Annotated in this window: 22 protein-coding genes and 1 pseudogene; 9 read left to right on the forward strand and 14 right to left on the reverse strand. The window is 62.3% G+C overall.

Features of this window, described 5'->3' with window-relative positions; all coding sequences use genetic code 11:
- Positions 1-989 precede the first annotated feature (989 nt).
- Positions 990-2,195 (forward strand): sugar phosphate nucleotidyltransferase, encoded by a 1,206-nt coding sequence (locus AC6I6L_RS13805; RefSeq protein ID WP_497918610.1) that lies wholly within the window; start codon positions 990-992, stop codon positions 2,193-2,195.
- Entirely contained in the window at positions 2,195-3,991 is a 1,797-nt protein-coding gene (glmS, locus tag AC6I6L_RS13810; protein WP_497918348.1) for a glutamine--fructose-6-phosphate transaminase (isomerizing), read from the forward strand. The genes AC6I6L_RS13805 and glmS overlap by 1 nt, the downstream gene beginning before the upstream one ends.
- Before the next feature lie 98 nt (positions 3,992-4,089).
- Here the strand turns inward: glmS and AC6I6L_RS13815 are convergent, their stop codons facing one another.
- The 12 genes from AC6I6L_RS13815 to AC6I6L_RS13870 all read right to left on the reverse strand — a co-directional run bounded on the left by AC6I6L_RS13815 (position 4,090) and on the right by AC6I6L_RS13870 (position 16,260).
- Entirely contained in the window at positions 4,090-5,337 is a 1,248-nt protein-coding gene (locus AC6I6L_RS13815; protein ID WP_497918349.1) for a carboxylate--amine ligase, read from the reverse strand.
- A gap of 323 nt (positions 5,338-5,660) precedes the next feature.
- Positions 5,661-6,830, reverse strand: coding sequence for a phosphotransacetylase family protein (locus AC6I6L_RS13820; RefSeq protein ID WP_497918350.1), 1,170 nt, complete (start codon positions 6,828-6,830; stop codon positions 5,661-5,663).
- Positions 6,827-8,923 carry an acetate--CoA ligase family protein gene (locus tag AC6I6L_RS13825; RefSeq protein WP_497918351.1) on the reverse strand — a complete coding sequence of 699 codons (2,097 nt, stop codon included), beginning with the start codon at positions 8,921-8,923 and terminating at the stop codon, positions 6,827-6,829. Before AC6I6L_RS13825 ends, AC6I6L_RS13820 begins: the two co-directional genes overlap by 4 nt.
- Before the next feature lie 102 nt (positions 8,924-9,025).
- A complete protein-coding gene (locus AC6I6L_RS13830) occupies positions 9,026-10,042 on the reverse strand; it encodes a metal ABC transporter permease (protein WP_497918352.1) in 1,017 nt (338 codons plus the stop codon).
- Complete coding sequence (locus AC6I6L_RS13835) at positions 10,042-10,782, reverse strand: metal ABC transporter ATP-binding protein (protein ID WP_497918353.1); 741 nt, start codon at positions 10,780-10,782, stop codon at positions 10,042-10,044. The genes AC6I6L_RS13830 and AC6I6L_RS13835 overlap by 1 nt, the downstream gene beginning before the upstream one ends.
- Positions 10,783-10,884: 102 nt before the next feature.
- Entirely contained in the window at positions 10,885-11,826 is a 942-nt protein-coding gene (locus AC6I6L_RS13840; RefSeq protein WP_497918354.1) for a metal ABC transporter substrate-binding protein, read from the reverse strand.
- 254 nt (positions 11,827-12,080) lie between these two features.
- Positions 12,081-12,821: a hypothetical protein gene (locus AC6I6L_RS13845; protein ID WP_497918355.1), complete on the reverse strand. Its 741-nt coding sequence runs from the start codon at positions 12,819-12,821 to the stop codon at positions 12,081-12,083.
- A gap of 119 nt (positions 12,822-12,940) precedes the next feature.
- Entirely contained in the window at positions 12,941-13,417 is a 477-nt protein-coding gene (locus AC6I6L_RS13850; RefSeq protein WP_497918356.1) for a YbaK/EbsC family protein, read from the reverse strand.
- 71 nt (positions 13,418-13,488) lie between these two features.
- Positions 13,489-13,899 (reverse strand): DUF7988 family protein, encoded by a 411-nt coding sequence (locus AC6I6L_RS13855; RefSeq protein WP_497918357.1) that lies wholly within the window; start codon positions 13,897-13,899, stop codon positions 13,489-13,491.
- A 139-nt stretch (positions 13,900-14,038) separates the two neighbouring features.
- Positions 14,039-15,196 carry a YihY/virulence factor BrkB family protein gene (locus AC6I6L_RS13860; RefSeq protein ID WP_497918358.1) on the reverse strand — a complete coding sequence of 386 codons (1,158 nt, stop codon included), beginning with the start codon at positions 15,194-15,196 and terminating at the stop codon, positions 14,039-14,041.
- Positions 15,197-15,390: 194 nt separating this feature from the next.
- Positions 15,391-15,666, reverse strand: a complete 276-nt coding sequence (locus AC6I6L_RS13865) for a PadR family transcriptional regulator (RefSeq protein ID WP_008164003.1) — start codon at positions 15,664-15,666, stop codon at positions 15,391-15,393.
- A 447-nt stretch (positions 15,667-16,113) separates the two neighbouring features.
- Positions 16,114-16,260, reverse strand: coding sequence for a DUF8555 family protein (locus AC6I6L_RS13870; protein ID WP_497918359.1), 147 nt, complete (start codon positions 16,258-16,260; stop codon positions 16,114-16,116).
- A 437-nt stretch (positions 16,261-16,697) separates the two neighbouring features.
- Here AC6I6L_RS13870 and AC6I6L_RS13875 point away from each other — a divergent pair, with 437 nt between their 5' ends.
- Positions 16,698-17,420 carry a DUF7117 family protein gene (locus tag AC6I6L_RS13875; RefSeq protein ID WP_497918360.1) on the forward strand — a complete coding sequence of 241 codons (723 nt, stop codon included), beginning with the start codon at positions 16,698-16,700 and terminating at the stop codon, positions 17,418-17,420.
- 1 nt (position 17,421) lies between these two features.
- The gene (locus AC6I6L_RS13880) at positions 17,422-17,931 is read left to right on the forward strand and encodes a hypothetical protein (RefSeq protein ID WP_497918361.1); all 510 of its coding nucleotides are present in this window, start codon (positions 17,422-17,424) and stop codon (positions 17,929-17,931) included.
- Between the two features lie 114 nt (positions 17,932-18,045).
- Here AC6I6L_RS13880 and AC6I6L_RS13885 read toward each other — a convergent pair whose 3' ends face one another.
- On the reverse strand, positions 18,046-18,939 hold the full coding sequence (locus AC6I6L_RS13885) for a bifunctional methylenetetrahydrofolate dehydrogenase/methenyltetrahydrofolate cyclohydrolase (protein WP_497918362.1): 894 nt from the start codon (positions 18,937-18,939) through the stop codon (positions 18,046-18,048).
- A 221-nt stretch (positions 18,940-19,160) separates the two neighbouring features.
- Positions 19,161-20,408: a serine hydroxymethyltransferase gene (glyA, locus tag AC6I6L_RS13890; protein ID WP_497918363.1), complete on the reverse strand. Its 1,248-nt coding sequence runs from the start codon at positions 20,406-20,408 to the stop codon at positions 19,161-19,163.
- 316 nt (positions 20,409-20,724) lie between these two features.
- Here glyA and AC6I6L_RS13895 point away from each other — a divergent pair, with 316 nt between their 5' ends.
- The 5 genes and pseudogenes from AC6I6L_RS13895 to AC6I6L_RS13915 form a co-directional block, all read left to right on the forward strand.
- Positions 20,725-22,812: a hypothetical protein gene (locus tag AC6I6L_RS13895; protein WP_497918364.1), complete on the forward strand. Its 2,088-nt coding sequence runs from the start codon at positions 20,725-20,727 to the stop codon at positions 22,810-22,812.
- Positions 22,813-23,290: 478 nt separating this feature from the next.
- The gene (gene tbsP, locus AC6I6L_RS13900) at positions 23,291-24,109 is read left to right on the forward strand and encodes a transcriptional regulator TbsP (protein WP_497918365.1); all 819 of its coding nucleotides are present in this window, start codon (positions 23,291-23,293) and stop codon (positions 24,107-24,109) included.
- A 177-nt stretch (positions 24,110-24,286) separates the two neighbouring features.
- A complete protein-coding gene (locus tag AC6I6L_RS13905) occupies positions 24,287-24,991 on the forward strand; it encodes an RNase P subunit p30 family protein (RefSeq protein ID WP_497918366.1) in 705 nt (234 codons plus the stop codon).
- Positions 24,975-25,607 (forward strand): class I SAM-dependent methyltransferase, encoded by a 633-nt coding sequence (locus AC6I6L_RS13910; protein WP_497918367.1) that lies wholly within the window; start codon positions 24,975-24,977, stop codon positions 25,605-25,607. Before AC6I6L_RS13905 ends, AC6I6L_RS13910 begins: the two co-directional genes overlap by 17 nt.
- A pseudogene (locus AC6I6L_RS13915) lies at positions 25,607-25,948 on the forward strand (Rpp14/Pop5 family protein); the annotation flags it as partial. The gene AC6I6L_RS13910 and the pseudogene AC6I6L_RS13915, both read left to right, overlap by 1 nt.
- Positions 25,949-26,296 lie beyond the last annotated feature (348 nt).

The raw sequence follows: 26,296 nt of genomic DNA on the forward strand, positions 1-26,296 counted from the left end.
GGTAACCTGCGACCACCGGTCTCGAGACTGTCGCGAGAGACCGGACGAAGCGTGTCGAAATCGTCGATTACGTCGATCAGTACCGAATTACGGTCGATCTGGGCAAGCAACGTGCCAGCAACAGCCGCCGACTACCCGTTTGCCCCGAGTCCCACGTTGTCCCAACCGCTCTTTGTCGACGATGGACCGCGCCAGGAGTGGGTCAGTATCCACCGCGTCACGGGTATGACTCACTCCACGCGCCGGATGCCGACGACTCTGCGATCGGGTCTCTCGTCCGCTTACGAGAACGAGACGCGACTGGAGTTCACTGCGAGACGCGACTGGAGTTTACCGTCGGCGCGACGGCTGGGGCGACGTCGTCCGGTTCGGTGCCCTGCTGGCGGCCGTTCCAGCCGTCGTTCCTTCCAGCCGTCGGTCTCGCAGTCGCCCGAACGCCGTTGAACAGCGGTGACCGATGTGTCTCATCCAGCGAAGTGTTCGATCGGTGGCGGACTGGTAATCCACCGGCGGATAGCGTACGCTTCGGGAGAGACACTGCCTGGCGTCGGGTTCAGATTTCAGAGGGCGAGACGAGTCTCCATCGTGGCGGATCGAGATGACACACTCACGAATCACCGGGCGAGTCGACCCGCGTCGATCGTCGAGACGGACGGTAGCAACCAACCCGGCCGGATCGCGTTCGCCGGCGATCTCGGCTCACCGGTATGGTTCGATGACCGCAGCAAATTGTCCACTACTCGGCGGCAAGTAGGCGATCGATTCCGTCGCCGTCGTCTCATCACTCGCAAAAACACCGCGGCAACGGCCGGCGTCGTTTCTGTTGTCGGGCAAAAAACTATTTCTACGATCATCATCCGGCTATCTCATACGTATCCGTGATATTGATAATTGAACTGCTATGACTGTCGATGGTTCAAAAATAGGCACTCGCCTTCGGGGAGAGTATGACAGACACCGGATTGCGACGCTCGAAGCTGCAGCTGGAGATGTCGTCCGCAGAGCAACGGTCGGGAACGTCGACTGCGGTGGTTCTCGCTGCCGGCGAAGGAAACCGACTGGACCCGCTTACGAGGAACCGGCCGAAACCGATGCTGCCGGTCGTGACGAAACCGATACTGGAGCACGTATTCGACCACCTGATCGATGCCGGAATTTCCGAAATCATCGTCGTGGTCGGCTACAAGCGCGATCGCGTCCAGTCGTATTTCGGGCCGTCGTATCGAGACGTTCCGCTACGGTACGCGACCCAGGAGAAACAACTCGGAACCGGACACGCCCTGCTCGCCGCCGAATCCGCCGTCGACGGCTCGTTCGTCGCGATCAACGGCGACCAGATCGTCGAGTCGCGGATCATCCGCGACACGATCGAGGCCCACGATGAACGGGCCGCGGCGACGATCGGTCTGTTACAGCGCTCGAACGTCGCGGAGTACGGCGGCGTCCTCCTCGACGGCGATCGCGTCTCTCATATCGTCGAGAACCCTTCGGATGACCGAGACTACCACCTAAACGCGGGAATCTACGTTCTCGAACAGACGGTGTTCGATGCCGTACGATCGGCGTCGCCGCGAAACGGCGAACGACTGCTGGTAGACGGACTGGAAACTCTCGTCGGGGAGGACGAACCGATTCGCGGGGCCGTCTCCAGCGGCATCTGGGTCGACGCGACCTACCCGTGGGACCTGCTCGCACTCTCTACGACCTTGTTGAACGCCGGCGTCGACGACGATCGGCAGGCATCGGGTGTCTCTGAGGAAGCGACGGTACACGAGTCGGTCGTGGTGCAAGAACCCGTGGTCGTCGATCGGGACTGCGTGATCGAACCCGGTGCGGTGGTCGGGCCGTATACGTGTCTCGGCGAGAATACGACGGTCGGCTCGAACGCTGTCGTCGAGCGCAGCGTCGTCGATACGGACACGCGGATCGAAGCCAACGCAACAGTGGTCGAGTGCGTCACCGGCACCGGAGTACGAGTCGGTCCCGGATCGACGATTCCGGGCGGGCCGGCTGATGTCCGTGTGGGCGACCGCGTCTTCGAGGACGAGCGACTCGGTGCGCTGTTGGCCGACCGCGTTGACGACCGCGGCGGCGTAACGTACGTCCCCGGCACGCTCGTCGGGCCGCAGGCGAGTATCCATCCCGGGACGACCGTTCGCGGAACCGTCGAGGACGGGATGGAGGTGCGATCCTGATGTGCGGGATTATCGGGTACGTCGGAAACCAGTCCGACGGTAACGCACCCGGAGTGTTGTTGAACGGATTGTCTCGTCTCGAGTACCGAGGGTACGATTCGGCCGGGATAGCCATCGCTAACGGCACCCTGTCCGTCTACAAACAGAAGGGAGAACTCTCCGAACTCAAACGGGAACTGCCCCAGAACGAACTCAGGGGGTTCGCCGGCATCGGGCATACGCGGTGGAGCACGCACGGTCCCCCTTCGAACGTTAACGCACACCCGCACACCGGCTGTGACGGTCGGGTCGCCGTCGTTCACAACGGGATCATCGAAAACTATCAGGAACTTCGCGAGGCCCTCGAAGCGCGTGGCCACGCGTTCGAGAGCCAGACCGACACAGAAGTCGTTCCGCACCTCATCGAGGCGGCGCTCGACCAGGGAGATAACCCCGAAACCGCGTTTCGGCGCGCGGTCGATCGTATCGATGGGAGTTACGCACTGGCCGCCGTTTTCTCCGAGCACGAAACCGTCTACGCCACGCGCAACCAGTCGCCGCTCGTCCTCGGAATCGGTGAGGACGACTATTATCTCGCGAGCGACGTGCCGGCGTTTCTCGAGTACACCGACAACGTCGTCTACCTCGAAGACGGCCAAATCGTCTCGATTCGCCCCTCCGGCGTCGAAATCACCGACGGTCGCGGTGGCCTCGTCGACATGCCGGTCGAGACGGTCGACTGGGACGCAGAGGACACCGGAAAAAGCGGCTACGACCACTACATGCTCAAGGAGATCAACGAACAGCCCTACGCGCTTCGCCAGTGTCTCCGTGGTCGACCGCAGGAACTGGACCAGAGTATCTCGATCGAGGAACTGGCGGAGCTGGAAGTCCCCGAACGGGTCCACTTCGTTTCGTGTGGAACGTCCTATCACGCCTCGCTGTACGGCGCGCGAATGTTCCGGGAGCGAGGTCTCGACGCGAACGCGTTTCTCGCCAGCGAGTACGACACCGACTCGATCCCCGTCGACGACGAGACGCTGGTCGTCGGCGTCACACAGAGTGGCGAGACGGCCGATACGCTGAAAGCGCTCCGGTCGGCAAACAGCGTCGGCGCGCAGACGCTTGCCGTAACGAACGTCGTCGGTAGCTCGGCTGCGCGCGAAACGGATCACGTGATGTACATCCGGGCCGGACCGGAGATCGGCGTCGCCGCCACCAAAACCTTTGCCTCACAGCAAGTCGCACTCGCAATGCTTTCGAGTGCGCTGACCGGGGCGTGTTCGCGCGAGTTTATCGAGTCGCTGCGAGCGCTTCCGGATCAGATCCAGTCGATCCTGGACGATTCAACGGCGAAGTCGATCGCAAAACAGTACGTCGACGCGGACGCGTACTTCGTCATCGGCCGGGGATACGACGCACCGGTGGCCCTCGAAGGGGCCCTCAAGATGAAAGAGATTACCTACAAGCACGCGGAAGGGTTCCCGGCCGGCGAATTGAAACACGGCCCGCTGGCGCTGGTGACCGATCGAACGCCCGTGTTCGCGCTCGTCTCCGGCGGCGCGAACCCCGAAACGATGCTCGGGAATATCAGGGAAGTCGGCTCCAGGGGAGCGCCGGTCGTCGCGATTACGGACGCGCCCGAACTCGTCGACCACCACGTCGACCACGTCCTCGAGGTGCCGGACACACACTGGCGACTCACGCCGATTCTGTCGAACGTCCAGCTCCAGCTGATCGCCTACTGGCTGGCCAACGTCCTCGATCGATCGATCGACAAACCCCGGAACCTCGCCAAAAGCGTCACCGTCGAGTAACGGTCCTCGTCCCTGAAAACCGGTCTCTACCTCCCCGTCTCCGAACGTCAGTATCCACCCGATCGGGCGGCGAATGTGGGATCGGCGCGTGACCAGTTTCACCCGGTAACGTAGCGCCACGGCCGAAGCCGTCGGTTCGACCGTTTCCGAGATTGCGTTTTCACGACCCGCCCCAGACCGCGGAGGAACGGCACGGGATCGGTGAGACGAGCGACGTCGAACCGGGGAATCAGCAGACACGAGAGGGCGATTGCTGCGGCGGTCTGGAGGGGCGACGGGCGCTCGACGAGCGTGGAATCGTCCTGCAGGACGCTCAGCAGATGGCGAAACTCGCCGTACAGGAAGTGGCTTCTGACCCCGGTTTCGTAGCCGGGATCGATCGATTCCGGTCTCCCGGTCGCCTGCGACCAGTAGTACCCCGGGAAATCCGCGCCGGCACGAACGGCACACGGCAGCGACTGCCAGAACCGCGGATTGATCTCGAGCAGTTTGTACTCGCCGGTCGCTTCGTCTTTCGCGAACTCGATGCAGGCGATCCCGTGCCAGTCGAGGCTCTCTAAGAGCCGTCGACCGACGGCCTCCAGCTCCGGGTCGTAGATCGACTCCCGATAGACGCCGCCGCCACCGGAATACGACGTTCCGCGGAGCTGACGGTGTTGAAACGTCGCCACTGCGGTCCCGTGGTCGTACAGCGCGCCAAAGACGTACTGCGCCTCGTTTCGCACGTACTCCTGGACGATCGGCTCGTGTCCCATGGTCGAGACGACCCCCTCCCGATCTGGTTCATTGCCGGCCGTGAGATGGTACGTTTTCTTTTCGATACCCGACTCCCCTTCCGCGAACGACGGGGCGTGCGTTTCCGTAAGGAGGTTGTACCGAGACTTGATAATGTAGTCGTCATCCCACCGATCGCAGTCGTCGAGACAGCGGGTTTTCGGAACCGGGACCCCGGCGTCGACTGCAGCCTCGAAGAGCGCGAGTCGGTCGTTGGTCGTCTCGAGCGTCTCGATCGATGGAACCATCACCGAGACGTGGTCTTCGAATTCATCACGGTATGCCGCGAGAACGTACGGATCGAACGGTCGAACAGGAATCACCGTCCGTACGTCCGGGCGGACGGCGATTCGTACCAGTTCGTCTTTGTACGCCACGAGATCGGTCTCGGGCGATCGAATCCGCACTTCCTCGTCGCAGTACCGTGAGCCGCCAGCCGGACTGTCTCCGTGTTCCGAAGCGACGATCGTCCGCACGCCGCGGGAGGCGAGCGAGCGAACGCACGTATAACACGCCGGGCTGAACGCCGCCGGGATCAGCGCTGACTGTTGCTCCGCGAGGTCACCCACCATCGATACAACAGCACACCTGTGGCCCGTTATTATAGTTCGGAGACCGTTTCGGTCCCTTTTCCGGATCATTCTCGGTTTTCCCGAATCGGATCCTCGACTTGAGACGCCACATCTGCCCGTATCGGGCAGTTCCGACGCGTTTCGACCGAGACGGAAATGGTCTTCAGCGAACACCGTCGCGCGACGGTACAATATCAGGTTTCTCGCCTGTCTCGAACGGCCGAGCGGTTACTGGCGACAACCGGTCGGGAGATAGACGTGTTATCGACGATCGTCGTGAGACGCTGAACGCCTTCGCCGGCATACCGGTACAACAATTCCTCTCAGTCGATCGACTCTGCGTCGAGGATGGCATCGACGGCAGCGTGATCGGTGAGCAACGTTTCCATCCGATCGACCGTTTCGGTGTCTCGCGTGCGGCCGGTCCGGACGACGTTTTCGGCGCGGTCGACGGTCGTGAGGGTATCCGTGTCCACGGACAGGATCGGAACGCCCTTTTCGGTCGCCTGCCCGACGATCGCGCCCGAGGGACGGTGTCCCCCGGTCAGGATGAGACAGCGGACGCCCGGCGCTTCGAGGGCGGCCGCATGAATCTCGGCGCGATCGCCGCCGGTGATGACCGCGGCGTCTTTCGTCCGACGGAAATGTCTGAGTGCGCTGTCGGCACCCATCGCACCGACGGCGAACCGCTCGACGTATGCGTCTTCGCCCGCCTCGACGAGACGCCTCGCACCGAGTTCCGTCGCGAGCTCCCCGACGGTTACTCCCGAGAGCGTTCGCTCTCGCGGAATCACGCCGTAGACTGGCACGTCTCGACCTTCGAGAAACGGGACGACGTCGGTTTCGAGCTGGTCGTACGCCGCGTTCGGCACGTCGTTGAACAAGACGCCCGCGAGTCGGTCGCCAAAGGCGTCTGCTGCTGCGAGGATCTCGTCGACGTCGCCGGGAACCTCGTAGGACGCGACGAGCAGGACGCGAGCGTCGAGTAGCTCCGCGACCTCCGCGTCGGTCAGGTCGACGATGCCGCCGACGTCGTACCGGCCACCGCCTTCGAGAAACATCCGATCGCGGCCCTGGGCGAGCGACTCGAAAGCCTCTCGCACCCGATCGTGGAGTTCGGCGGACGTTTCCCGGCCGCGGATCGCCTGCTCGATGAACGTCGGAGAGTAGACGATCGGCTCGAGATCGTGCATCTCGGCGTCGAGACCAAGAAGTTCGCGCGCGAGCATCGGGTCCTCGTCAACGGTTTTGCCGACGTTGCTCTCTAGTCGCGTCCCCTTCGGTTTCATGTAGCCGACACTGTCGCCGTCGGCTTCGGCAAGCCGGGCAAGTGCCAGCGTGATGGCCGTCTTTCCGGTGCTCTCTGCCAGCGAGCTGACGAGTATGGCGTCGTTCGGGGTGTCGCGATCGGTGGTCAGCTCGCTCGTGGTGCTCTCTTCGGTCGGCTCGTTCGTGGTGTCTGTCTGGGTGTCGTCGGTGGGTGAATCGGTCATAGTTCCTCCGGATCGATCGTCAGTCTGAGGTCGATCGCCTGTACGCCGTCTGGTCCCGCGACGAGCGGGTTCACGTCGAGTTCGAGAATCGCCGGGAAGTCGGTCACCAGCTGGGAGAGTCGCTGAATCGCCTCGACGATCGCATCGACGTCGGCCGGCTCCCGACCCCGAGCGCCGCGCAACAGCGGGGCTGACCGGATCTCGTCGACCATCGCTCGAGACTCGTCCTCCCCGATCGGGGCGACCCGAACGGACGTATCCTCGAGAATCTCGACGAAGATCCCGCCGAGGCCGAACAGCAAGAGCGGGCCGAACTGCGGGTCGCGGTTCATCCCGACGATCGTTTCGGTCGACTCCTCGAGGTCGAGCATCTCCTGAACCTGAACGCCGAGTATCGTCGCGTCCGGCTGGTAATTACGTGCCCGAGAGACGACGTCTTCGTAGGCGTCGTAGACGTCCTCGTCGGCCACGCCGACTTTCACGCCGCCGATGTCCGACTTGTGAGAGATGTCGGGGCTGACGATCTTCATCACGACGTCCCCGTCGATTCCCGCCGCGATTTCGCGGGCGCGATCGGGATCGTCGACGATCTCGCCGTCGGGCGTCGGGATGCCGTAGGCTTCGAGCAACTCCATGGACTCGACACCGAGGCGGTTGCTGTCGCGGCTCGTCGTTCGGTTCAATACCTCGCGGGCGCGGTCTCGATCGACGTCGAACGCGGTCGGATCATCTACCGTCCGCTCGCGGATGTCGCGATAGCGAGCCAATCCGTCGAGACCCAAGACGGCCCGCGCGGGATCGAAGTAGTTCGGAATGCCGAACTCGCGGAGCACCTCCTCGGCAGCGCGACCACGCTGGCCGCCCATCAGGCTCGTGACGATCGGCTTCCCGTGGGTCTCTCGCTTTTCGATGACGGTCTCCGCGAGCTTGTCGTACTCGAGGACGGCGGTCGGCGCGCTGACGACGACGGCGCTACCGACGTTCGAGTCCGCGAGCGCAGTGTCGAGTGCCTCGTCGAATCGATCGACATCCGCGTCCCCGATGACGTCGATCGGGTTGTAGACGTTCGCTTCCGCGGGCATCGACTCGGTGAGGTCGTCGATCGTCTCGTCGGTGAAACCGGCCATGCTGAGCGACGAATCACCGACGGCGTCGGTCGTGAGCACGCCCGGACCGCCGGCGTTCGTGACGACGGCGACGCCGTCGCTTTCGGGCTGGGGGAGGCCAGAGAGCGCCCGCGCGTAGTCGAATAGCTCCTGAACCGAACGGGCGCGGATCACGCCCGCCTGTTCGAGTCCGGCCTCGTAGGCCCGCTCGCTACCGGCGATCGCCCCGGTGTGCGACGATGCGGCCTGTGCACCCGCGTCCGTGCGTCCGGATTTGACGAGGACGATCGGGGTCTCGTCGGTGACCTCCCGGGCCGCACGGACGAACGCCTGTCCGTCGTCGATATCTTCGAGATAGCCGATGATGACGTCGGTGTCGGGATCGTCTCCCCACTCGCGGATGAAGTCCGTCTCGTCGAGGACGGTCTTGTTGCCAAGCGAGACGACGTCCTGAAATCCGATTCCTTGCTCGTTAGCCCAGTCGAGAACCGCGGTGATGAACGCACCCGACTGACTCATAAAGGAGATCGACCCCTCGCGAGCGCCCTCCGGGCCGAACGTCGCGTTCATCCCGACGGGCGTCGACATGATCCCGAGACTGTTCGGGCCGACGACGTTCAGATCGTATTCGGCTGCGACGTCGCGCAGTTGTCGTTCGCGCTCGGCACCGTCGCCGCCCGTTTCGGCAAATCCGGCGGTGATCACGACGACGTTTCGGGTCCCCGCCCTGGCGATCTCGCGCAGCGTCTCGATGACGACTTTCGGCGGGACCACGACCACCGCGAGATCGATCGGTGGTGCACTCTTCACGTCCGAGTAACATTCCAGCCCGAGCACTTCGTCTCGCGTCGGATTGACCGGGACGACGGTGCCGTCGAAGTCGGACTGCAGATTCTCCAGAATCGCCCGACCGACGGCACCCTCGCGATCGGTCGCCCCGACGACGGCGACTGACTCGGGTTCAAATAGTTCGGATAACCGTCCCATCGTGTGAACGTCTCGGTGGCGCAGTGTTAAACACACGGCTGCATTCCCATCCGGTGGAGACACTCGGTGCGAACAGCTACCACGAGACGCAGGGACGGGCGCTCAGTGCATCGAAATGGCGGTCCCAGAACGGCCGGAGACGGCGATCGCGACCAGGTAGAGTGCGATCGCAACCAGAATGATCGATCCGCTGGGTGGCAGGCTCTGGTGGATCGCGAAGCCAAAGCCGCCGAGCACCGAAAGCTGGCTCAGGAGGATCGAAAACACGAGCGTTTCTCTGAAACTGTTCGCGATTTGCGAGGCGGCGGCAACGGGAATCACGAGCATTCCCGCGACGAGGATGACGCCCAGAATCTGCATCGCGCCGACCACGACGACTGCGGTCATCACGATCAGGATCGCGTTGTACCAGGTGACGTTGAGTCGAGCGACCCGGGCCGCCTGTTCGTCGAACGTGATAAACAGGAGCTGTTTGTACGTCACGGCGACGACCGCAGCGACAGCCAGGGTGAGAACGACGACCATCCGCGCGCCGCTTCGTGGGACGATGGCAGCGCTCCCGAAGAGGTAGTCTTCGATGCTGACGCCGCCCAGTCCGCCGCTGTATCCGATGATAAGTGTCCCAAGTGCGAAGCTTCCGGTCAGCATGATCGCGATCGGAACGTCGCCGTAGGTGTTCGTCCGTTCGGCAAGAAACTGGACGAGAAGTGCGCCGATGATCGCCACGACGAGCGCGGCGAACAGGAGTTCACCGCCCCACCCGGTCGTCGAACTGAACAGGAGTCCGATAGCCACGCCCGCGAACGCGGTGTGGGCCAGCGTCTCCCCGATCAGTGCCATCTCCCGGTGGACGAGGTAGGTGCCGACCAGGGGCGCTGCGATCCCGACGAGAACGACCGTTGCGACCGATCGCAACACGAACGCGTGAGAGAAGACGCGCGTTCCGAGATAGTAGTCGAGCCACTGTCCGGCGATCAGAAACTGGTCGTAGAGGAGGTCGGCGGTGGCAACCGACTGGCGGAGCCATTCGAGGGTCACGAAACCGATCATGACGACCGCGAGCACTGTGGTACACGCGATGCCGACGTACTGGACGATCTCTCTTGGGCGTGGACTCATCAGTGGTGGTGATGAACGACCTGCCCGGTCGAGCCGTAGGCTCGCTCCAGGGCGTCACTTTCGACGAACGATTCGGTATCGCCGTGGTGATAGAGGCGCTTATTAATACAGGCGATGCGATCCGCCCGATCGGTGACGACGCCGATGTCGTGTTCGATCAGGACGATCGTAATTCCGGACTCGTTCAGCGAGTCCAGCAGTTGATAGAAGGCGTCGCGCGATTCGGCATCGACGCCGACGGTCGGCTCGTCGAGTGCGAGCAGATCCGCCTCGGAAGCCAGCGTCCGGGCGATGTAGGCCCGCTGTCGCTGACCGCCGGATAGCTGGTTGATGCGGCGATCCGCAAGGTCTGCGATGTCGACCGTCTCCAACGCGTCGGCGACGATTTCTCGGTCCGTCTGTGACAACCGGCCGTGGCCGACGTGGGGAAACCGTCCCATCGTGACGGCCTCCCGGACCGTAATTGGCATCGTCCCGCCCTGGCTGGTCGCTTTCTGGGAGACGTAGCCGATTCGACTTCCTTGATCGAACTCGTCGACCGGCTCTCCGAACAACTCGATCGAGCCGCTGTCCGGGCGGTAGAGACCGAGCATCAGGTGCAACAGTGTCGTTTTGCCGGAGCCGTTGGGACCGATCAGTCCGAGAAAGTCGCCCTCCTCGATCGTCAGCGAGACATCTCTTACGGCGACGGTATCGCCGTAGGCGAATGTCACGTTGTCGATATCTGCAACGGGAGTCACGACAGGTTCACTCCGTAGTCCGACGCGGATCGTTTTATATCTTCCATTTCAGGGGCGCTCTTCTCGCGCTTTCGTAGGTTCTGACACCGTCGAATACGCCGGTCATTCGACACCGAGGGCGGCTTCGAGCGACGGAACGTTTATTTCAGTCATCTGTTCGATCCACCCGTAGCCGCGGTCGTTCCACTCTTCGGTCGTTCCTTCAGCGGGTGTGAGCGGTTCGTAGTCGGTGGCGTCGGTTTCGTCGAGTAACACATCGACCATCTCCGGAACGTCGTCGTCCGGATTCTGCATCTCGAACGGGTCGTAGAGAATCGTGTCGATGTCGTGTTCCTCGACGACTCCGATAAGTTCGGAGATGTCTTCGCTGGTTTCGACCTCGTCCGGGGAGATGCCCCGCGGCGTATGCAACTCGAACTCGTACCGGGTTTCGAGGTATCGGAACGAGTCGTGGCCGGCGAAGACAGCCACGTCCCGTGTTGCGTTCTCGGCCACCTCTCGGAACTGTTGGTCGACGTTCTCGACTCGCTCGATGTACGCGTCGGCGTTGTCCTGATAGCGCTCCTCGTTGTCCGGATCGACCGTGCCGATCCCATCGGCGATCGTCTCGACGATGTCAGCGACGATGACCGGATCGACCCAGATGTGCCTATCGACGGGAAGCAACTGATCGTCCAATCCGTCCATCCCGTCGATCAACACCACCTGCCCGTCGTCGCCCTCGAGGTCCGCGGCGACATCCTGGGCCCACTGAAACTCGCCAATATCCAGGTACACGAAGAACGCCGAATCGGCGATATCCCGCTGGAGATCGCTATCCGGTTCCCATCCGTGTCCCATCTGCCCGACATCCACGGGGTTGCCGACGGTCATCTCGCCGCCGACGACCGCTTCAGTCCAGTTCCACAGGGCAAAAAACGCGGCGTACCCCCCTTCGGCCTCGGGCGACTCCTCGGTTTCGGGTTCGCTCAAACAGCCGGCGATCGTGCTGAGAGCGATCGCTCCACCACCGGTCTGGAGCACCGATCGGCGTGACAGCGTCATACCTGATGGCTGTATGCGCGCAGATAAAAGGGTTATTATTTTAGAGTGGATCGTTAATAATCACTCCCAGTTGCATCCGGCCTGCTAGTGTTTTCGGTTGCTGTCGAACTCACGGTTATTACCCAACGGTGCCAGCCTGAACACGCAAAAACGGATACGACCGGATCGACTTCCGGTACCGACCGAGTTCGTTCGTTGCCAGGACGGATCGTCACCGCCCAGAACCCGATCAGCAGTGCGATCGATCGGCTCGTTCAGTGATCGTGGTCGTCGTCGTGGTCATGGCCGTCGTCGTGATCGTGGTCGTCGTCGTGGTCATGGCCGTCGTCGTGATCGTGGTCATCGTCATGGCCGTCGTCGTGATCGTGATCGTCGTCGTGGTCATGGCCGTCGTCGTGATCGTGGTCATCGTCATGGCCGTCGTCGTGATCGTGATCGTCGTGATCGTGATCGTCGTCCAGGTCTTCGACTACTTCAACCTCAAGCGTCGGGGACTCCCACTCGGCGTGATCGTCGTGCCAGAGTTGGACGACGACGTAGGTGGTTCCGGTTTCGGTGCCGGTAACGTCGAGGTGATCTCCGTGTGGCTCCATCTCGATGAGTTCTTCCGCTTCGTCGATATCGGCAAACTCGGCGTTGAGTGTGTACTCCTCGTCCTCTCCGAGCCGTACTTCGTCGCCGTCCGCATCTGCAACGTGCGCGTCGAACGCGCGCTGACTGCCGTTCTCGACTAGCAGGGGAACGTAATCCCAGTGGCCGTCGTGTAACTCGACGAGGACTTCTTCGTTCTCGGCGTTTCGATCGTACAGCTCGAAAGTCTCGATGTCCAGCTCGTTATGGTCGTCGCCGTCGTCACCGTTTTCGTCACCGTTGCCATCACCACTCTCGTCGCCATCGTCGTTACCGCCGAGACAGCCGGCGATACCGAGAAGCGCGAGCGATCCGGACGATGCGAGAAGCTTTCGACGGGAGGCCGAACGTGATTTGTCACTCATAGCGATACCCGTCAGTTACGCAGGGTTACTAATGAAGCTGACGATATTATTAATTGGCCACAGAAAATCAGAACCCGATAACAATCTTTCGCACGGCCGGGCAACCGGTCTCTCGACGATTAGCCGACGACGCTGATCTGGTCTGCGTCCGCATACCGTCCCAACTCCTCGGGATCGACCGGGAAGACCGCATCCGGGGTTCCGGCGGCCGCCCAGACGGTTTCGTAGGCGAGCAACGTCTCGTCGAGAACGACCGGCACCGACTGCTCGTGACAGAACGGGGGGACGCCGCCGATCGACCATCCGAGCGTCCCCTTGATTCGATCGGGGTCCGCCATCGAAACGGCATCGACGGGCGCATCGAAGTGGTCACCGAGTGCCGCTTCGCTGACCCGGTTTGCCCCGCTCGTCACCGAGACGACCAGCGAGCCGTCGACGTCGAACGCCAGCGAACTCGCGATCTGGCCGACGGCACAGCCGACCGCGTCGGCGGCGTCCGCCGCAGTCTTGGTTCCCTCCGGAAACTCCTCGACGTCGGGATCGAACCCGTAGCGCTCCCATGCCCGCTCGGCAAACGTCGCTGCGCGTGGATGCATCGACTCGCAGTGAGGTCCTCCCGGTGGAAAATCGTATCGGTCGTTCGGTCGATCGCGCGGGCGCGATGTCGCTATTCGAGTGATACGTCGAGGCGTACCCCGTCGAGTCGCCGGTAGGCCGGTCCCGGATCGCGGACCACCTCGAACACGTCGAACCGGATCACGAGTCGACCGGGATCGATCGTCGCCCGCAGCAGCGGGCCGCGACTCGTCACCACCACGTACGGCGGTGCCGACACTGGGCGTGCCCTGAGGGTGTATCCAGTCGCGTCGACTGCATTCACAAGGACCAGCGGCAGGTGCTCGAGCAGGCCGGCCGATTCGAGCGCCGATCGAAGCGTCTCCACGACGCGGGCGCGGTCGGTCGTCCGCGCCGTCTCCCACGGGGCAGCGACGCGCTCGGCGCAGCGATCGATTCCCGCGACGATCTCGGCGTGGTCGGTCTGAATCCGGTGACGGACGTCTCGAACGGGATACGACACGATACTGGCTGGAAGCCCGAGTGACTAAGCTGTCCCGACTGCGCGATCACGTCACCTCGATCGACGGCGAGAGGCGGCGGCGCAGTTGCTCGGTCGTGACCGGGTGCTTCCCTCGATTTTCGATCGAGCCGATGCGAACTCACCCATCCCGGTGTTCGATCGAGGCGATACGAAGCGACACCGTACGCGCGAGCAGTTTCCGGACTCCCTGCCGCCACACCGGTTCGTGCCGGCGTTCGAGTCGCCGGCGAAGCCGCTCGTTTTCGCCTTCGAGAGTTCGAGTCGTTCGCTCGAGCCGATCGACGCGGTCTTCGAGGGCGTCCCGACGATCCCGCTGGGCGGCCAGATCCTGCCGGAGTTTGTTCCGCTCTCGATCGAGGGCGGCAACTCGCTCTACGAGCTGGTTGCGTTCCCGCTCCGCCGGTGTGGGCTGTCGATCTCCGAGCGCCGTCTCGGCGTCGTCGGATTCGATCGCTGCCGTCGCCTCGGGATCGAGTCGCCCGGTGTAAACCGCGTTGACGACTGCGCCCACGAGCAGAATCAGGCCCCCGAAGTACAGCCACGTAAGCACCAGCAAAATTGCGCCGACCGGACCGGCGGCCTCCGATCCGCTGGCGACGGCGACGTACACCTGAAACAGCGACTGGAGGGCCGCCCAGCCGACGGCGGCGACGACAACTCCCGGAACCACGTCCCGAACCGTCACGTCGATGTCGGGAAACACGTAGTACATCGGCAGGAACGCGAGCGTAAAGCCGACGACGAGCAATACCGGATTCAACAGCCCCACGAAGAGACTGTCCGGAAAGAATGCGAACACGATACTCGCCGCGGCCGCCGCGAGCAACGCAATGCCGATCGCGCCGAAGACGACCAGCGCGTCGCGAATCTGTTCGACGAACGAGTTCTCGCTTCCCGAATCGTAAATCTCCGAAAACGCAGTGTCCAGTCCGCGAAAGATCTTCAACGAACCCCACAGCACCACGACCAGCCCGATGATCGACGAACCGGCGGTCGCCGGCGAATCTTCGATCGCGTTCTCGAGAATCAGTTGTCCGCTCTCGGGGAGAACGCCCTCCGTCGCGGCCGCGACTTCGGTCGCAAACTGTTCGTCACCGAGAACCGAAACGGCAACAAAGACCAGAACGAGCAAGGGAACGAGCGAAATGAACGCCTGATAGGCGATGCTCGAGGCCATGAACGGAACGTTCTTCTCCCGTACTCCGGCGATAACCGCCCGCAGGAACGACACCGGTCCGGCCCGCACTGGTCCGGCGCGGTCTGATCGTGCGTCCATGCCGGCCCAACGCAACGCGATCGGATAGCAGACTGGCTTGCAGGTCCCACTATGAACCGGCGGTATATCGAACCACACCGAACCGAAAATCGGGTGTCGACCGCGAACCGATTCCAAGCGGCGACGCTCGCGAGGAATCTCCGGTACACGAGACGAGCGGAGCGACGCGACCGCCCGCGACGTGAGTGGCTGTCTTACAGGTCGACGTACTGGGCTTCCCACTCGCGGCGGGCTTCGAGTTCGCGACGGCCGCGACGGGTGAGCGTGTAGAAGTTCGTCCGCCGATCGCGCCGTCCCTTCTCGACGAGGCCCTTGTCGACGAGCGTATCGAGGTTCGGGTAGAGCCGTCCGTGATGAATCTCTTTTTCGTAGTACTGTTCGAGTTCTTCTTTGATCGCCAGTCCGTGGGGTTCCTCCTCGCCAGCGATGACGTACAGCAAGTCCCGCTGGAATCCTGTCAGGTCGTACATTGGGAAAGTACCATTCGCACTTACTGTCGAATTTTAATAAGGCTATCGGGTTGTTTCGATCGAAACTGGGGTATTACTCTTAGCGAGACTCCATTCGACCGGCTACAAATGATAACAACAGTGATGGATTGGCCGTGGAAATACACGTAACACTGAGTTCATGTTTATAGTGTGGGTGTTTCGGTTCTGGACACTTAACTGTCATAAATCTTGACAGCCATCTATCGGTCTCGAGTACTCGCCAGTAATGGGCCGACGGCTCCACGATTGACGACAGTAAACAGGAAAGCAGATCGCGTGGCGGAAAAAGCCACGCGATCGCTTGCCGCCCTGAATTGGTCCCCGCTGACGCTTCGGCCCTCCAAGCGAAGCGTCAACTGATAGATTTTGCTGACAGTACTTAAAAGTACCGACACGGAACCCGATACGTCAGTGTGATTGACCCGTTTAGATGTGTTCTTCTTCGAGCACCCAGCCGAGTGCGCGCTTGTAGTACGTAAACATCTCTTTGACGCCGTCGTGGCGCATCTCGTCGCTTTCGAGATGGTCCGTGAGGAACTCGTACTGCTCGCGGATTTCGTCTTCGTCGCGCATACCGTTCCACTGGGGTTCGAGATACAAAAGGCTCCCCGGGAGACGGACCGCTAGTCACCCATTGGACGAGTCGTGACTGACGGCCGGCAGGAGTCGTGATCCGTTTCACTCACAACTGCGGGTTGTTCCCTACAACAGTTCACGGATCGTGAACGAACGCGAGTCAGTTCCGTGACCCGACGCGAGGTCGAATCGTATCGACGCCGAACCGTCGGTCCGCGGACATCCCAGTAACCGGTCGACGGGCGGTCGGGCTGCCCTCGTTGCAGGCCCCGCTGTGCGATCGAGGCCGCGCTGACAGTCATCCGAATCGGTGTACCGTGTTATCGTGATCGCCGCCCCGGTCGGGCAATCACCGGTACCGAATCACACCGGTCCGTATCAGCGGTTGCTCTCGTTCCGGTGGGTCTTTTGGGCGTCCCGTCGTACGCTCGCGCATGAAAATTCGGGGGGAGCGCGAGTGTACGGAGTGTAGTACCCGCTGGTCGTACTACGAAACCGGTAGCGTCGGCTGTCCGGCCTGTGGCAGCCTCCGAAGCGTCGGTCTGGACGATCGAACCGAACACACCGATCTCCAGGCCGCCTTCGACCTCACGCCGGTCCGAAACGCGATCGACGACGTCCCGGTCGAAGACCTCGCGGCCCAAGCCCGGAAGGCGTGTCGCGAGTACGTGCGACGCCGCGGGTTCGTCACCGGCGGCGATCTTCGCGAACTCGACGACACCTATCTCGCGGCCGCCGAACTGCTCCACGTTGCAGATATCGTCGGGCGCGACCGCCATCTTCCGGACCGCGAGGAACTGTACTTCCTGTCGCTGTTGCGCGACGCTGACAGTGGCATGCGTCCGGGTCCGGACGGGGTCCCCTCGACGCTCCGAGACGCTCGCGGTCTCGCGTACGCAAACGCTGTCAAGGAATATCGACGCGACCTTCGAAAGTGGGTCGACGATCGATCGCTCACGAACGCCGAGCGAAGCGCGCTCGAAACGCTCGGCGAGCACGTCACGCGCATCCGAATGTTGGACGGCGACATCGACCCGGAACTGGCCGAGCGACTGATCGAGGCGACCCGCGAACTCACGAACGGGCTCCGCGGCGACGAACTCGCGTTTACGCAGGCCCAGGATCGACTGGCAGACCTCGAGTTCGGCGACGAGTAAGATGACCGACGACGCGAGGAGTGCATCGCCATCGGAATCGATCGCTTTCGAGGAACGCCAATCCCACCCACCGTGGCTTGTCTCGGCGGTGGTCGCACTCTCGATCCCGGCGTTCGTCGTCGCAGCGGCAGCGACGATCGACGAGACCGGCGTGACCGCCGAATCGGCGCTGCGTATCGCCGTCGTCACGCTGCTCGTGCTGGCCCCAATTGCGCTGCTCCGGCGATCTACGCTTCGAACCGAGGTTCGTCGGGACGGCGTGTACTTCAGGTATTCGCCGTTCCATCGATCGGCTCGGTGCATCCGGTTCGAGGAACTGCGGGACGTTCGTCTCGGGGAGCGTCGCGCCCCCCAGTACGGACTCCGGCGAACAAGATGGGGCTGGGAGTACCGACCGAACGCGAGCGAGGGCGTCGAACTCGTTCGCGACGACGGGCCTGCGATCTTTCTCGGCTCGGAACGGCCACACGAACTGCGAACGGCGATCGAATCCGGAATACGCGAGCGCTGAGACGGCAGGCGACGACGGGGGCAGTCGTCGGGTACCGGTCGTCGGGTAGCGGTCGTCGGGCATCGATCGTCTGATGCCGGTCGGTTGATTACAGTCGGTGAGCCTCAGCTGCGTTTAGGGCAATTCGACAGCGACGTCTGCTTGCAAGCTCGCGGCTTTGACCGTATTGTAGAGCAACATCGCACGGGTCATCGGGCCGACGCCGCCGGGGACGGGTGTGATCGCACTCGCTTTTGCTTTCGCGCTCTCGAACTCGACGTCGCCGACGAGTTCGTATCCCTTCTCGGTGTCGGCATCGACGCGGTTGACCCCAACATCGATCACGACGGTGTCCTCCGAGAGCATCGAGCCGTCGATCAGTTCCGGCACGCCGACCGCCGCGACGACGATATCAGCCTCGCGGGTCTTCGCCGCGAGGTCGTCGGTGCGAGAGTGACAGACCGTCACGGTCGCATTGCCGTCGTCTGCCTTCTGGATGAGCAGGTTCGCGAGGGGCTTGCCGACGATGTCCGATCGGCCGACGATCGTCACGTCCGCCCCTTCGGTGTCGACCCCCGCGGACTCGAGTAATTTCTGGACGCCGTGGGGCGTACAGGGACGGAATCGGGCGTCGCCGGCGACGAGTCGCCCGACGTTCTCCGGGTGGAAGCCGTCGACGTCTTTGGCCGGGTCGACCCGGCGGATGACCTCGCGGTAGTCGACGTGGTCCGGGACGGGAGCCTGGACGATGTAGCCGTGGATCTCGGGATCGTCGTTGAGATCTGCGATCGCGTCGTACAGCGTCTCTGCGTCGGCGTCGCCGTCGATGGCGACGTGATGGCTCTCGATACCGACTTCCTCGCAGTCACGCTGTTTCATGTTCACGTAGGTCTGGCTGGCAGGGTCGTCGCCCATCAGTACCGTCGCCAGTCCCGGACGCGCACCCGCGTCGGCGAGGGTCTCGATCGCATCGGTCAGGTCGTCACGAATCTCGCTTGCGACCGCGTTGCCGTCGATGATCTCGGTCATTACTCAGTGGCCTGACCGCGAGGCTAATCAAGCCTCGGGTTCGTGCGCACTTTCAGCCGAAAACTGGTTCGAATGACCATAGACGTGGATACACTGGACGGAATCGATTCGATCACCGCAGTATCCGTTCTGTCTCGGATCACCGCCGTCACTGGGACCGCAGGCACGGCTGTTCTTTCACCGGTAGTCTCAAAAGATGGTTCGCTGACTGCCCGCGATCGCTACTCGTACAGCGGGTTCTCGTCACAGAGGGCTTCGACTTCCTCGCGGACCTCGCTGATGACGGACTCGTCCTCGGGCGCGTCGACGACGCGGGAGATCAGGTCGCCCACCGTCCGACAGTCGTCTTCGTCGAAGCCACGGGTCGTCAGGGCGGGCGTCCCCGCGCGGATTCCGCTCGGGTCGAACGCCGATCGGGTCTCGCCCGGAACCGTGTTCCCGTTCAGGACGATGCCGGCGTCTTCGAGCGCTTCCTCGGCGTCGCCACCGGAGGTGTCGGGGTGGCTCTCTCGCAGGTCGACGAGAACGAGGTGGTTGTCGGTTCCTTCGGAGACGAGCGAAAAGCCATTTTCGACGAGGGACTCACCGAGGGCTTTCGCGTTCGCGACCGTCTGTTCGGCGTAGTCCTCGAACTCGGGCTGGAGCGCTTCCTTGAATCCGACCGCCTTCCCGGCGATGTTGTGCATAAGCGGGCCACCCTGTCCGCCGGGGAAGACCGCGGCGTCGATGTCGTCGGCGTACTCCTCGTCGCACATGACGATACCGCCCCGCCCGGCGCGAATCGTCTTGTGGGTCGATCCCGTCACGAAGTCGGCGGTGCCGACCGGCGAAGAGTGGACGCCGGCGGCGACGAGTCCCGTGATGTGGGCGATGTCCGCGAGGTGGAGCGCGTCGACGCTGTCGGCTGTCTCCTGAATGCGCTCCCAGTCAATCTCGCGCGGATACGCGGAGTACCCCGAGACGATGACATCCGGCTCGAACTCCTCGGCGTGTGCCGCAAGCCCCTCATAATCGAGATACCCCGTTTCGGGGTCGACCTCGTACTGCTCGACGTCGTACAACTGGCCCACGAAGTTCGCGGGATGACCGTGGCTCAGGTGACCGCCATGGGTCAGATCGAGCGAGAGAATCTTGTCGCCGGGTTCGAGCATCGCGAAGTAGACGGCCTGATTGGCTTGCGTTCCCGAATGGGGCTGGACGTTGACGTGCTCAGCTCCGAACAGCTCCGTGGCGCGATCGATCGCAAGCTGTTCGACCTCGTCGGCGTACTCACAGCCGCCGTAGTAGCGCGAACCCGGATACCCTTCCGCGTACTTGTTGGTCAGGGCGCTCCCCTGGGCGTCGATAACCGCCTGGCTGGCGTGATTCTCGCTGGCGATCATCTGTAGCGAATTTCGCTGACGGTCTACCTCTCCCTCGAGCGCGTCTGCGACGGCCGGGTCGACCTCCCGGACCTGTTCGTGTTCCATAATCGATATGGAGGCAGGCGACTCTATAAGTGTACCCTTCCCCGGCAAGTGGAGTCAGTACCGCACCGTTTGCCGACGGCGTCAGTTCGCTCTCCCGCGGCGAGCGGATCCGGGATACCGGGGACATTACGGGCGCTTCGGTTCGTTCTCTCGGTTCCGGAGGGGACCCCTTTCTGGCTATCGGTACGTTCCAAACACGGCATTCTGCTGTGCGAACACGTTGCAAACAACATATTGTTTTCGTTCGATACAGTGGTGGCAAGTTATTGCTGCCACCCGATACGTTAATTAGTCAGAGAAACATTCAGTGTACCGAATGATAGAGTGGACGGTTAGTGGGGACACCCTTCGCGTGACTGACGCGGACAACGCAGAGGTGCCGGTTCGCGGCACCGGTCTCGTGCTCAACGGCGAGGGACCGGACATTCCCCGTCCCGTCGACGAAACGGTCGACGTGACGACGGACGAACTTCGGTTTCCCCACGCCGTCGTCTACGCCTTCTCACTGGGATCGTCGGAGCGATACGAACTCGATCCACGGGGCGCGCCGCTTTCGCTTCCTCCTGGCGAGTACGTCGTCGATGTCGACACCGAAATTAAAACGTACCTCCGGTTTTCCGGCACGGCAACGATCGAGCGAACCGACGACTACGAATCGACGATCGTCTCGTTTCCGAACCGGACCCGGACGATCCTCGGCTTTCGCAGCCGTCACGAACTCCCGGCTGGGACGATCACGGTCCCCGACGCGCCGTGTGAACTCGCCACCGCGATTACGCATCTGGCCTCCTCGCACAAGACCGACGGGCCGGACCGGACCTATCCCACGCTTCGTGGACACCCGCCACTGATCGAACACGGATCCGAACTCGAGAGCACCGACTGCGTTCGATCGGACGAACCCGACACCGGCATCGAACTGCTGGTTCCACCCGAATACGAGTCCCTGTTCGTCATCGCGCCGCTTGCGTACTACCTGCAGGCGTCGGTTCGGACCGTCGACGAGGGACCGACCGTTCGACTTCGGCTTCCCGAGCTCGCGGTCGAAACGACGTTGCAGGGGTTGCCGGACCTCGAACGGGACGTCGAACGACTCCTCCGGAAGACGTTCTTCCTCGATTGTCTCATTCGGAACGCGGGTCCGTACGGAACCGCACTTTCGGAACTGAGCCTGTTAGATGCACTCGAACTCGACGCTGGTGCGCTATACGACGCGACGCCCCAGGAACGGCTCGCTCGGTATCTCGACGTGCCGTTCGCTGCCATCGAACACCGCCTCCCGGAGTGGCATCTGTCGACGTACGTAACCCCAACGTACGACCGCGTCGAAACGCTTCCGTTCCTGCTCGATCGGCTGAGCATGGTTTATTTGCCCCGAACGTCCGAACTCACGGGAGACGAACTCGTCGAGCGATCGCTCGAGGACTTCTACCGCGGTGGCGAGACGAGTGGTTGTGACCGGGCAAGCACAGGGCAAGTCGCCTCGGTCGATATCGTCAAACCGCACCTCCACAACGGGCGGGTCCACGGCTGGCTCGCAGACGGCGTTCCGATCGACGTGTTCAAATCCGCACCCGAAGCCTACCACAACCGACTCGAGTATCTCGAACGAAAGAGCGATTCGACCTCGATCTGTGTCGTGTTAAACGATCCGGAGATGGCCGGCGAGCACGACGATGCCGCCGAAATCTACCGACGGCGCGCTCGGGAGTTACCGATGGACGTGACCGTCGCGGAGTCGCTCACGACGGCCGAACTTGCTCGCGTGTTCGAAGACGACAACGACTTTGTTCACTACATCGGTCACTGCGAGACCGAGGGGCTTCGCTGTCCCGACGGCTATCTTTCGGCGTCGAGTCTCGGTCGGTGTCGCACCCAGACGTTCTTTTTGAACGCCTGTGGCTCCTTCTACGAGGGGCGGACGTTGATCGAAAAGGGGAGCGTCGCGGGTGCCGTCACCTTCACCAAGGTACTCAACGACCACGCCGTCAAGGTGGGTTCGACCTTCGCGAGGCTTCTCGTCCACGGCTTCAGCATCGAGCGCGCGATGCGCCTGGCTCGCCGCCGAATTATGATGGGGAAAGATTACGCGGTCGTCGGGGACGGCACTCACTCGCTAACACAGGGAGAACACCGAACGCCGACGACGCTGTATCTCGACCCGATCGATTCGGACCGTGAGTCGCAGTATCTGGTCGCGTTCGACTGCTACTCGACGCGGGTTACCGGTTCGTACTACTTCCCCCACATCGAGAACAACGAGTACGCCTACCTCTGTGGCACCGAGTCGAATTTCATCCTCACCGAACCCGAACTCGCGACGTTGCTCACCGAATCGGAACTGTCAGTCATTTACGATGGCGACGTCTACTGGTCGACAGACCTCGCGGAGTTATTTTGCTGAGAGGAGGCCGCGTCTGGTCGATCACGCCCCCGATCGGACACCTTCCGATCGCGCTGGCCTCGTTCACTTACGTCGTCGCTATCGTCGTACGGCCGGGCTACGGGCCACCGTAGGTACTAATTCGCTTCAGTTGCAGTCGTCCCGGTCGATCCAAACCGGACCGGAACCCGTTGACGACGTTGCCCAGTGTCCGCCGCAGTCGGTTGTGTTTGACACCCATATTATCGTGTAATAACAAATTGGCTGTATTTAGGTGTTATTGTTACTTGAAAGACACTATATCGCGTCGTGAGATGGCCAAACTGGAGTGGACTACGTCGACACAGACCCGTTTTGATTTTAGACAGTGACTGGAACGGTAATCTCGTTTGATAATTGCGGATGCAAAAATTACCAGTAGCCCCGGAAGACGAGAAGTTGTCCCGTCCGATCGGCCAACAAAATTAAGTAATCTGATTACGTTTACTTCTGTATACGCATGACCTCGAATTTACTCAATCATCAGATTGACGATATCCTTGAGTCAGTTCTCGAAGAAGCGACCGGGGATGTCTACATGGTGAACCCGTCCTGGGACGCCATCGAAGAGTTCATTTCAGTCGCAACCGCTTTCGAAGGTTCACTCCCGTCGGTTCATATGCTCGCCGACGAGCGAACACTCAAGGACGTCATGGACGACTTCATCGTGGCATCCAACGCCGCAGACCTCATCAGCGAGGGCTCACTGTCCCTCCGAACCCTCGGTGAGGCGCCCGAAAACTCCCTGCTGATTACGGACGACCGCGTCGTCGCTGTCGTTCACGCCGGCGACCGCGTCGGCGGCCTCATCACTGACGACGAGAGTTTCGTCGAGGATACCTACGAGACGTACGAGGCCCGATGGGCCGATGCCGATTCGTTCAACCTCCGAACGCCGCCGATCAGCGCTGTCCGAAGCACGCTGGCCGAGGAGATCAGCCCCGAGGCCGAAAGCGACTTTTCGTCGATCCTCGACTCGCTCGAGACAGCTCGTGGCGACGGCGACGGTCTCGACGAAGTGACGATCTCGCTGCTCGTCGCCGCCAAGAACGAGGCCCTGCTGTACGACATCAGCAAGTGGGGGGAAGACGTCGGCATCGCCTCGAAAGCGACGTTCAGCCGCACCAAAACCAAACTCGAGGACATGGGCTTGATCGACACTGAGAAAGTCCCGATCGACGTCGGTCGACCGCGCCTGCGCCTAAAGATCGGTGACGATCGGCTCCGCGAGGCGAACAACGGCCAGCTCGCGACGGTCGCACAGTCGCTTCTCAACTAACGACCGGGTCGTCTGGTCACCGTCTCTGTCGTCTGTTCTTCGTCTTCCATCTGTTCTCTCACTCCCTTGGGACGGGTTGGGCCATCGAGTTCTGCCCTGCACCGATCGCTGCCTGTTTCGATCGCACTACCATTGCATGACGCAAGCCCCAAGTCGTCGCCCCGAGTTGGTCGGAACATGTACGAAGCGGTCCACGCCGCTCCCGACGCCACGAGTTCGGTTGCCGAAATGGCGTCTACGGCGGCCGACTACGGCTTCGAAGGCGTGGTCGTCTGCACCGACTCCGGTGCACGGGAAGTCTACGACGCCGGTCGGATCGCCGCGGAAAGCGGGATCGACGTCGTCGAGGGGATCGAAATCAGGGCGGACGATCCCCAGCAGGCGGGCGGGGCCGTCGGCAACCACCGGCCGTCGACGACGATCGTTGCCGTCGAGGGTGGAACGAACGCGCTCAACCGCTTTGCCGTCGAAAACGAGAAAGTCGACGTGCTCGCCGGACCGATGACCGGAGAGGGGGACGTCAATCACGTTCTCGTCAAAGCCGCTGTCGAGAACGGCGTCCGACTCGAGTTCGATCTGTCCGGCGTGCTTCGGACGAGTGGCGGCCGTCGCGTCCGGACGATTCAATCGCTTCGCAAACTCCACGAAATCGTCGACTACTACGACGCGCCCTACGTCGTCAGCGCCGTTCCGACTTCGCGCTTCGAACTCCGGGCCCCGCGTGAACTGCAGGCGGTCGGTGAGCAGATCGGTCTCACTCGGACGTTCGTTCGAGAGGGGCTTGCGGAGTGGGGTCGACTGGCGGAGCGAAATCGACACGTTGCGTCCGACTCCTTCATTGAGCCGGGTGTCGAACGGGGAGGATATGACGAACGAGACTGAGGACCACGCCGCGCGGTTCGATACGAAGGCCAGCGAGTACGACGACTCGAACTCTCCGGAGTACTGCGCCAGTGTCGACCTCGTGATCGACCACGCCGCGCCCTCGGCCGACGATACCGTGCTCGATCTCGGTACCGGAACCGGTGCGATCGCACTGGCACTCGCTCCCATGGCCGACCGAGTCGTCGGTCGCGACATCAGCGAGGGGATGATGAACGAAGCACGAGCAAAAGCCGACGAGAGGGGGCTCGAGAACGTCGAATTTGGTCACGGTAGTTTCCGCGAACCCGAGTACGACGGCCCTGTAACGATCGTCACGTCGAACTTCGCCATGCACCACCTCTCGGACGAACACAAGCGCGACGCGATCGACGTGATCGCGGCTCTCGATCCCCGGCGATTCGTCCTTGGTGATGTCATGCTCTTTGGGGAACCTGATCCCGACGAACCGTTTTACTCCCCCGACGTCGACGATCCGGCGACCGTGGGCGTCCTGGCCGACGCCCTCACCGATGCGGGCTTTTCGCTCACTGCCGTCGAGCGCGTCCACGAACAGGTCGGCGTCCTGGTCGCAGAGCGCGCCCCGGAACCGATCGAGACCGACGGTGAACCCTGATGAAGCACCTGCCGAAACACCTCCGGCCACGCTGGCGCTATCTCGCAGTCGGGATCGAGAGTCACCCCGACGCGGCGATCGATCGTCGCGGGTTCCAGCGAGAGCTCTGGTACGCCGGACAGAACCTGCTGGGCGACCCGGGGAGTGCGGCCGCCGACCTGACCGTGCTCCGGTTCGAGTTTTCGGACGGGGCGGGCGAAGCGATCGTCAGAGTTCGGCACGGAGAGACGGAGCCGGCCCGGGCGGCGCTGGCCTGTATCGACGAAATCGACGGGACCGCGATCGGGTTGCGGGTACGCGGTATCAGCGGCACGATCCGCGCCGCGACTGAAAAGCATCTGGAGGGGTGATACTGTCGGACAGAAGTCAGTGCGAAGTCGGTCGCGGTAATTCGGCCGTCAGAGACGGCTATTCCGTGCGACCGATCTTCACATAGTTCTGTCCGACAGTATGAATCGACGTACTGCTGCTCGTGTCGCAGACGGCGAACGCTCGTGCTGACGTGCGCGTCTAGATCTTCCGTGCTATCCCTTCCGTGCTATCCGTGAAACCGCCGCCACAGACAGCGTTTTGTACGTTCCGGTCCGTGACACTCTTGAGTCTTATCCTACCGGACACCACCACCACGGTAAGAAAAGTATTTAGGACGCCGTGGGCAAGTTTCGGGCGAGAGAAACGTCGTGTTCGGG

The sequence above is a fragment of the Halosolutus sp. DAT137 genome, assembly GCF_059736405.1.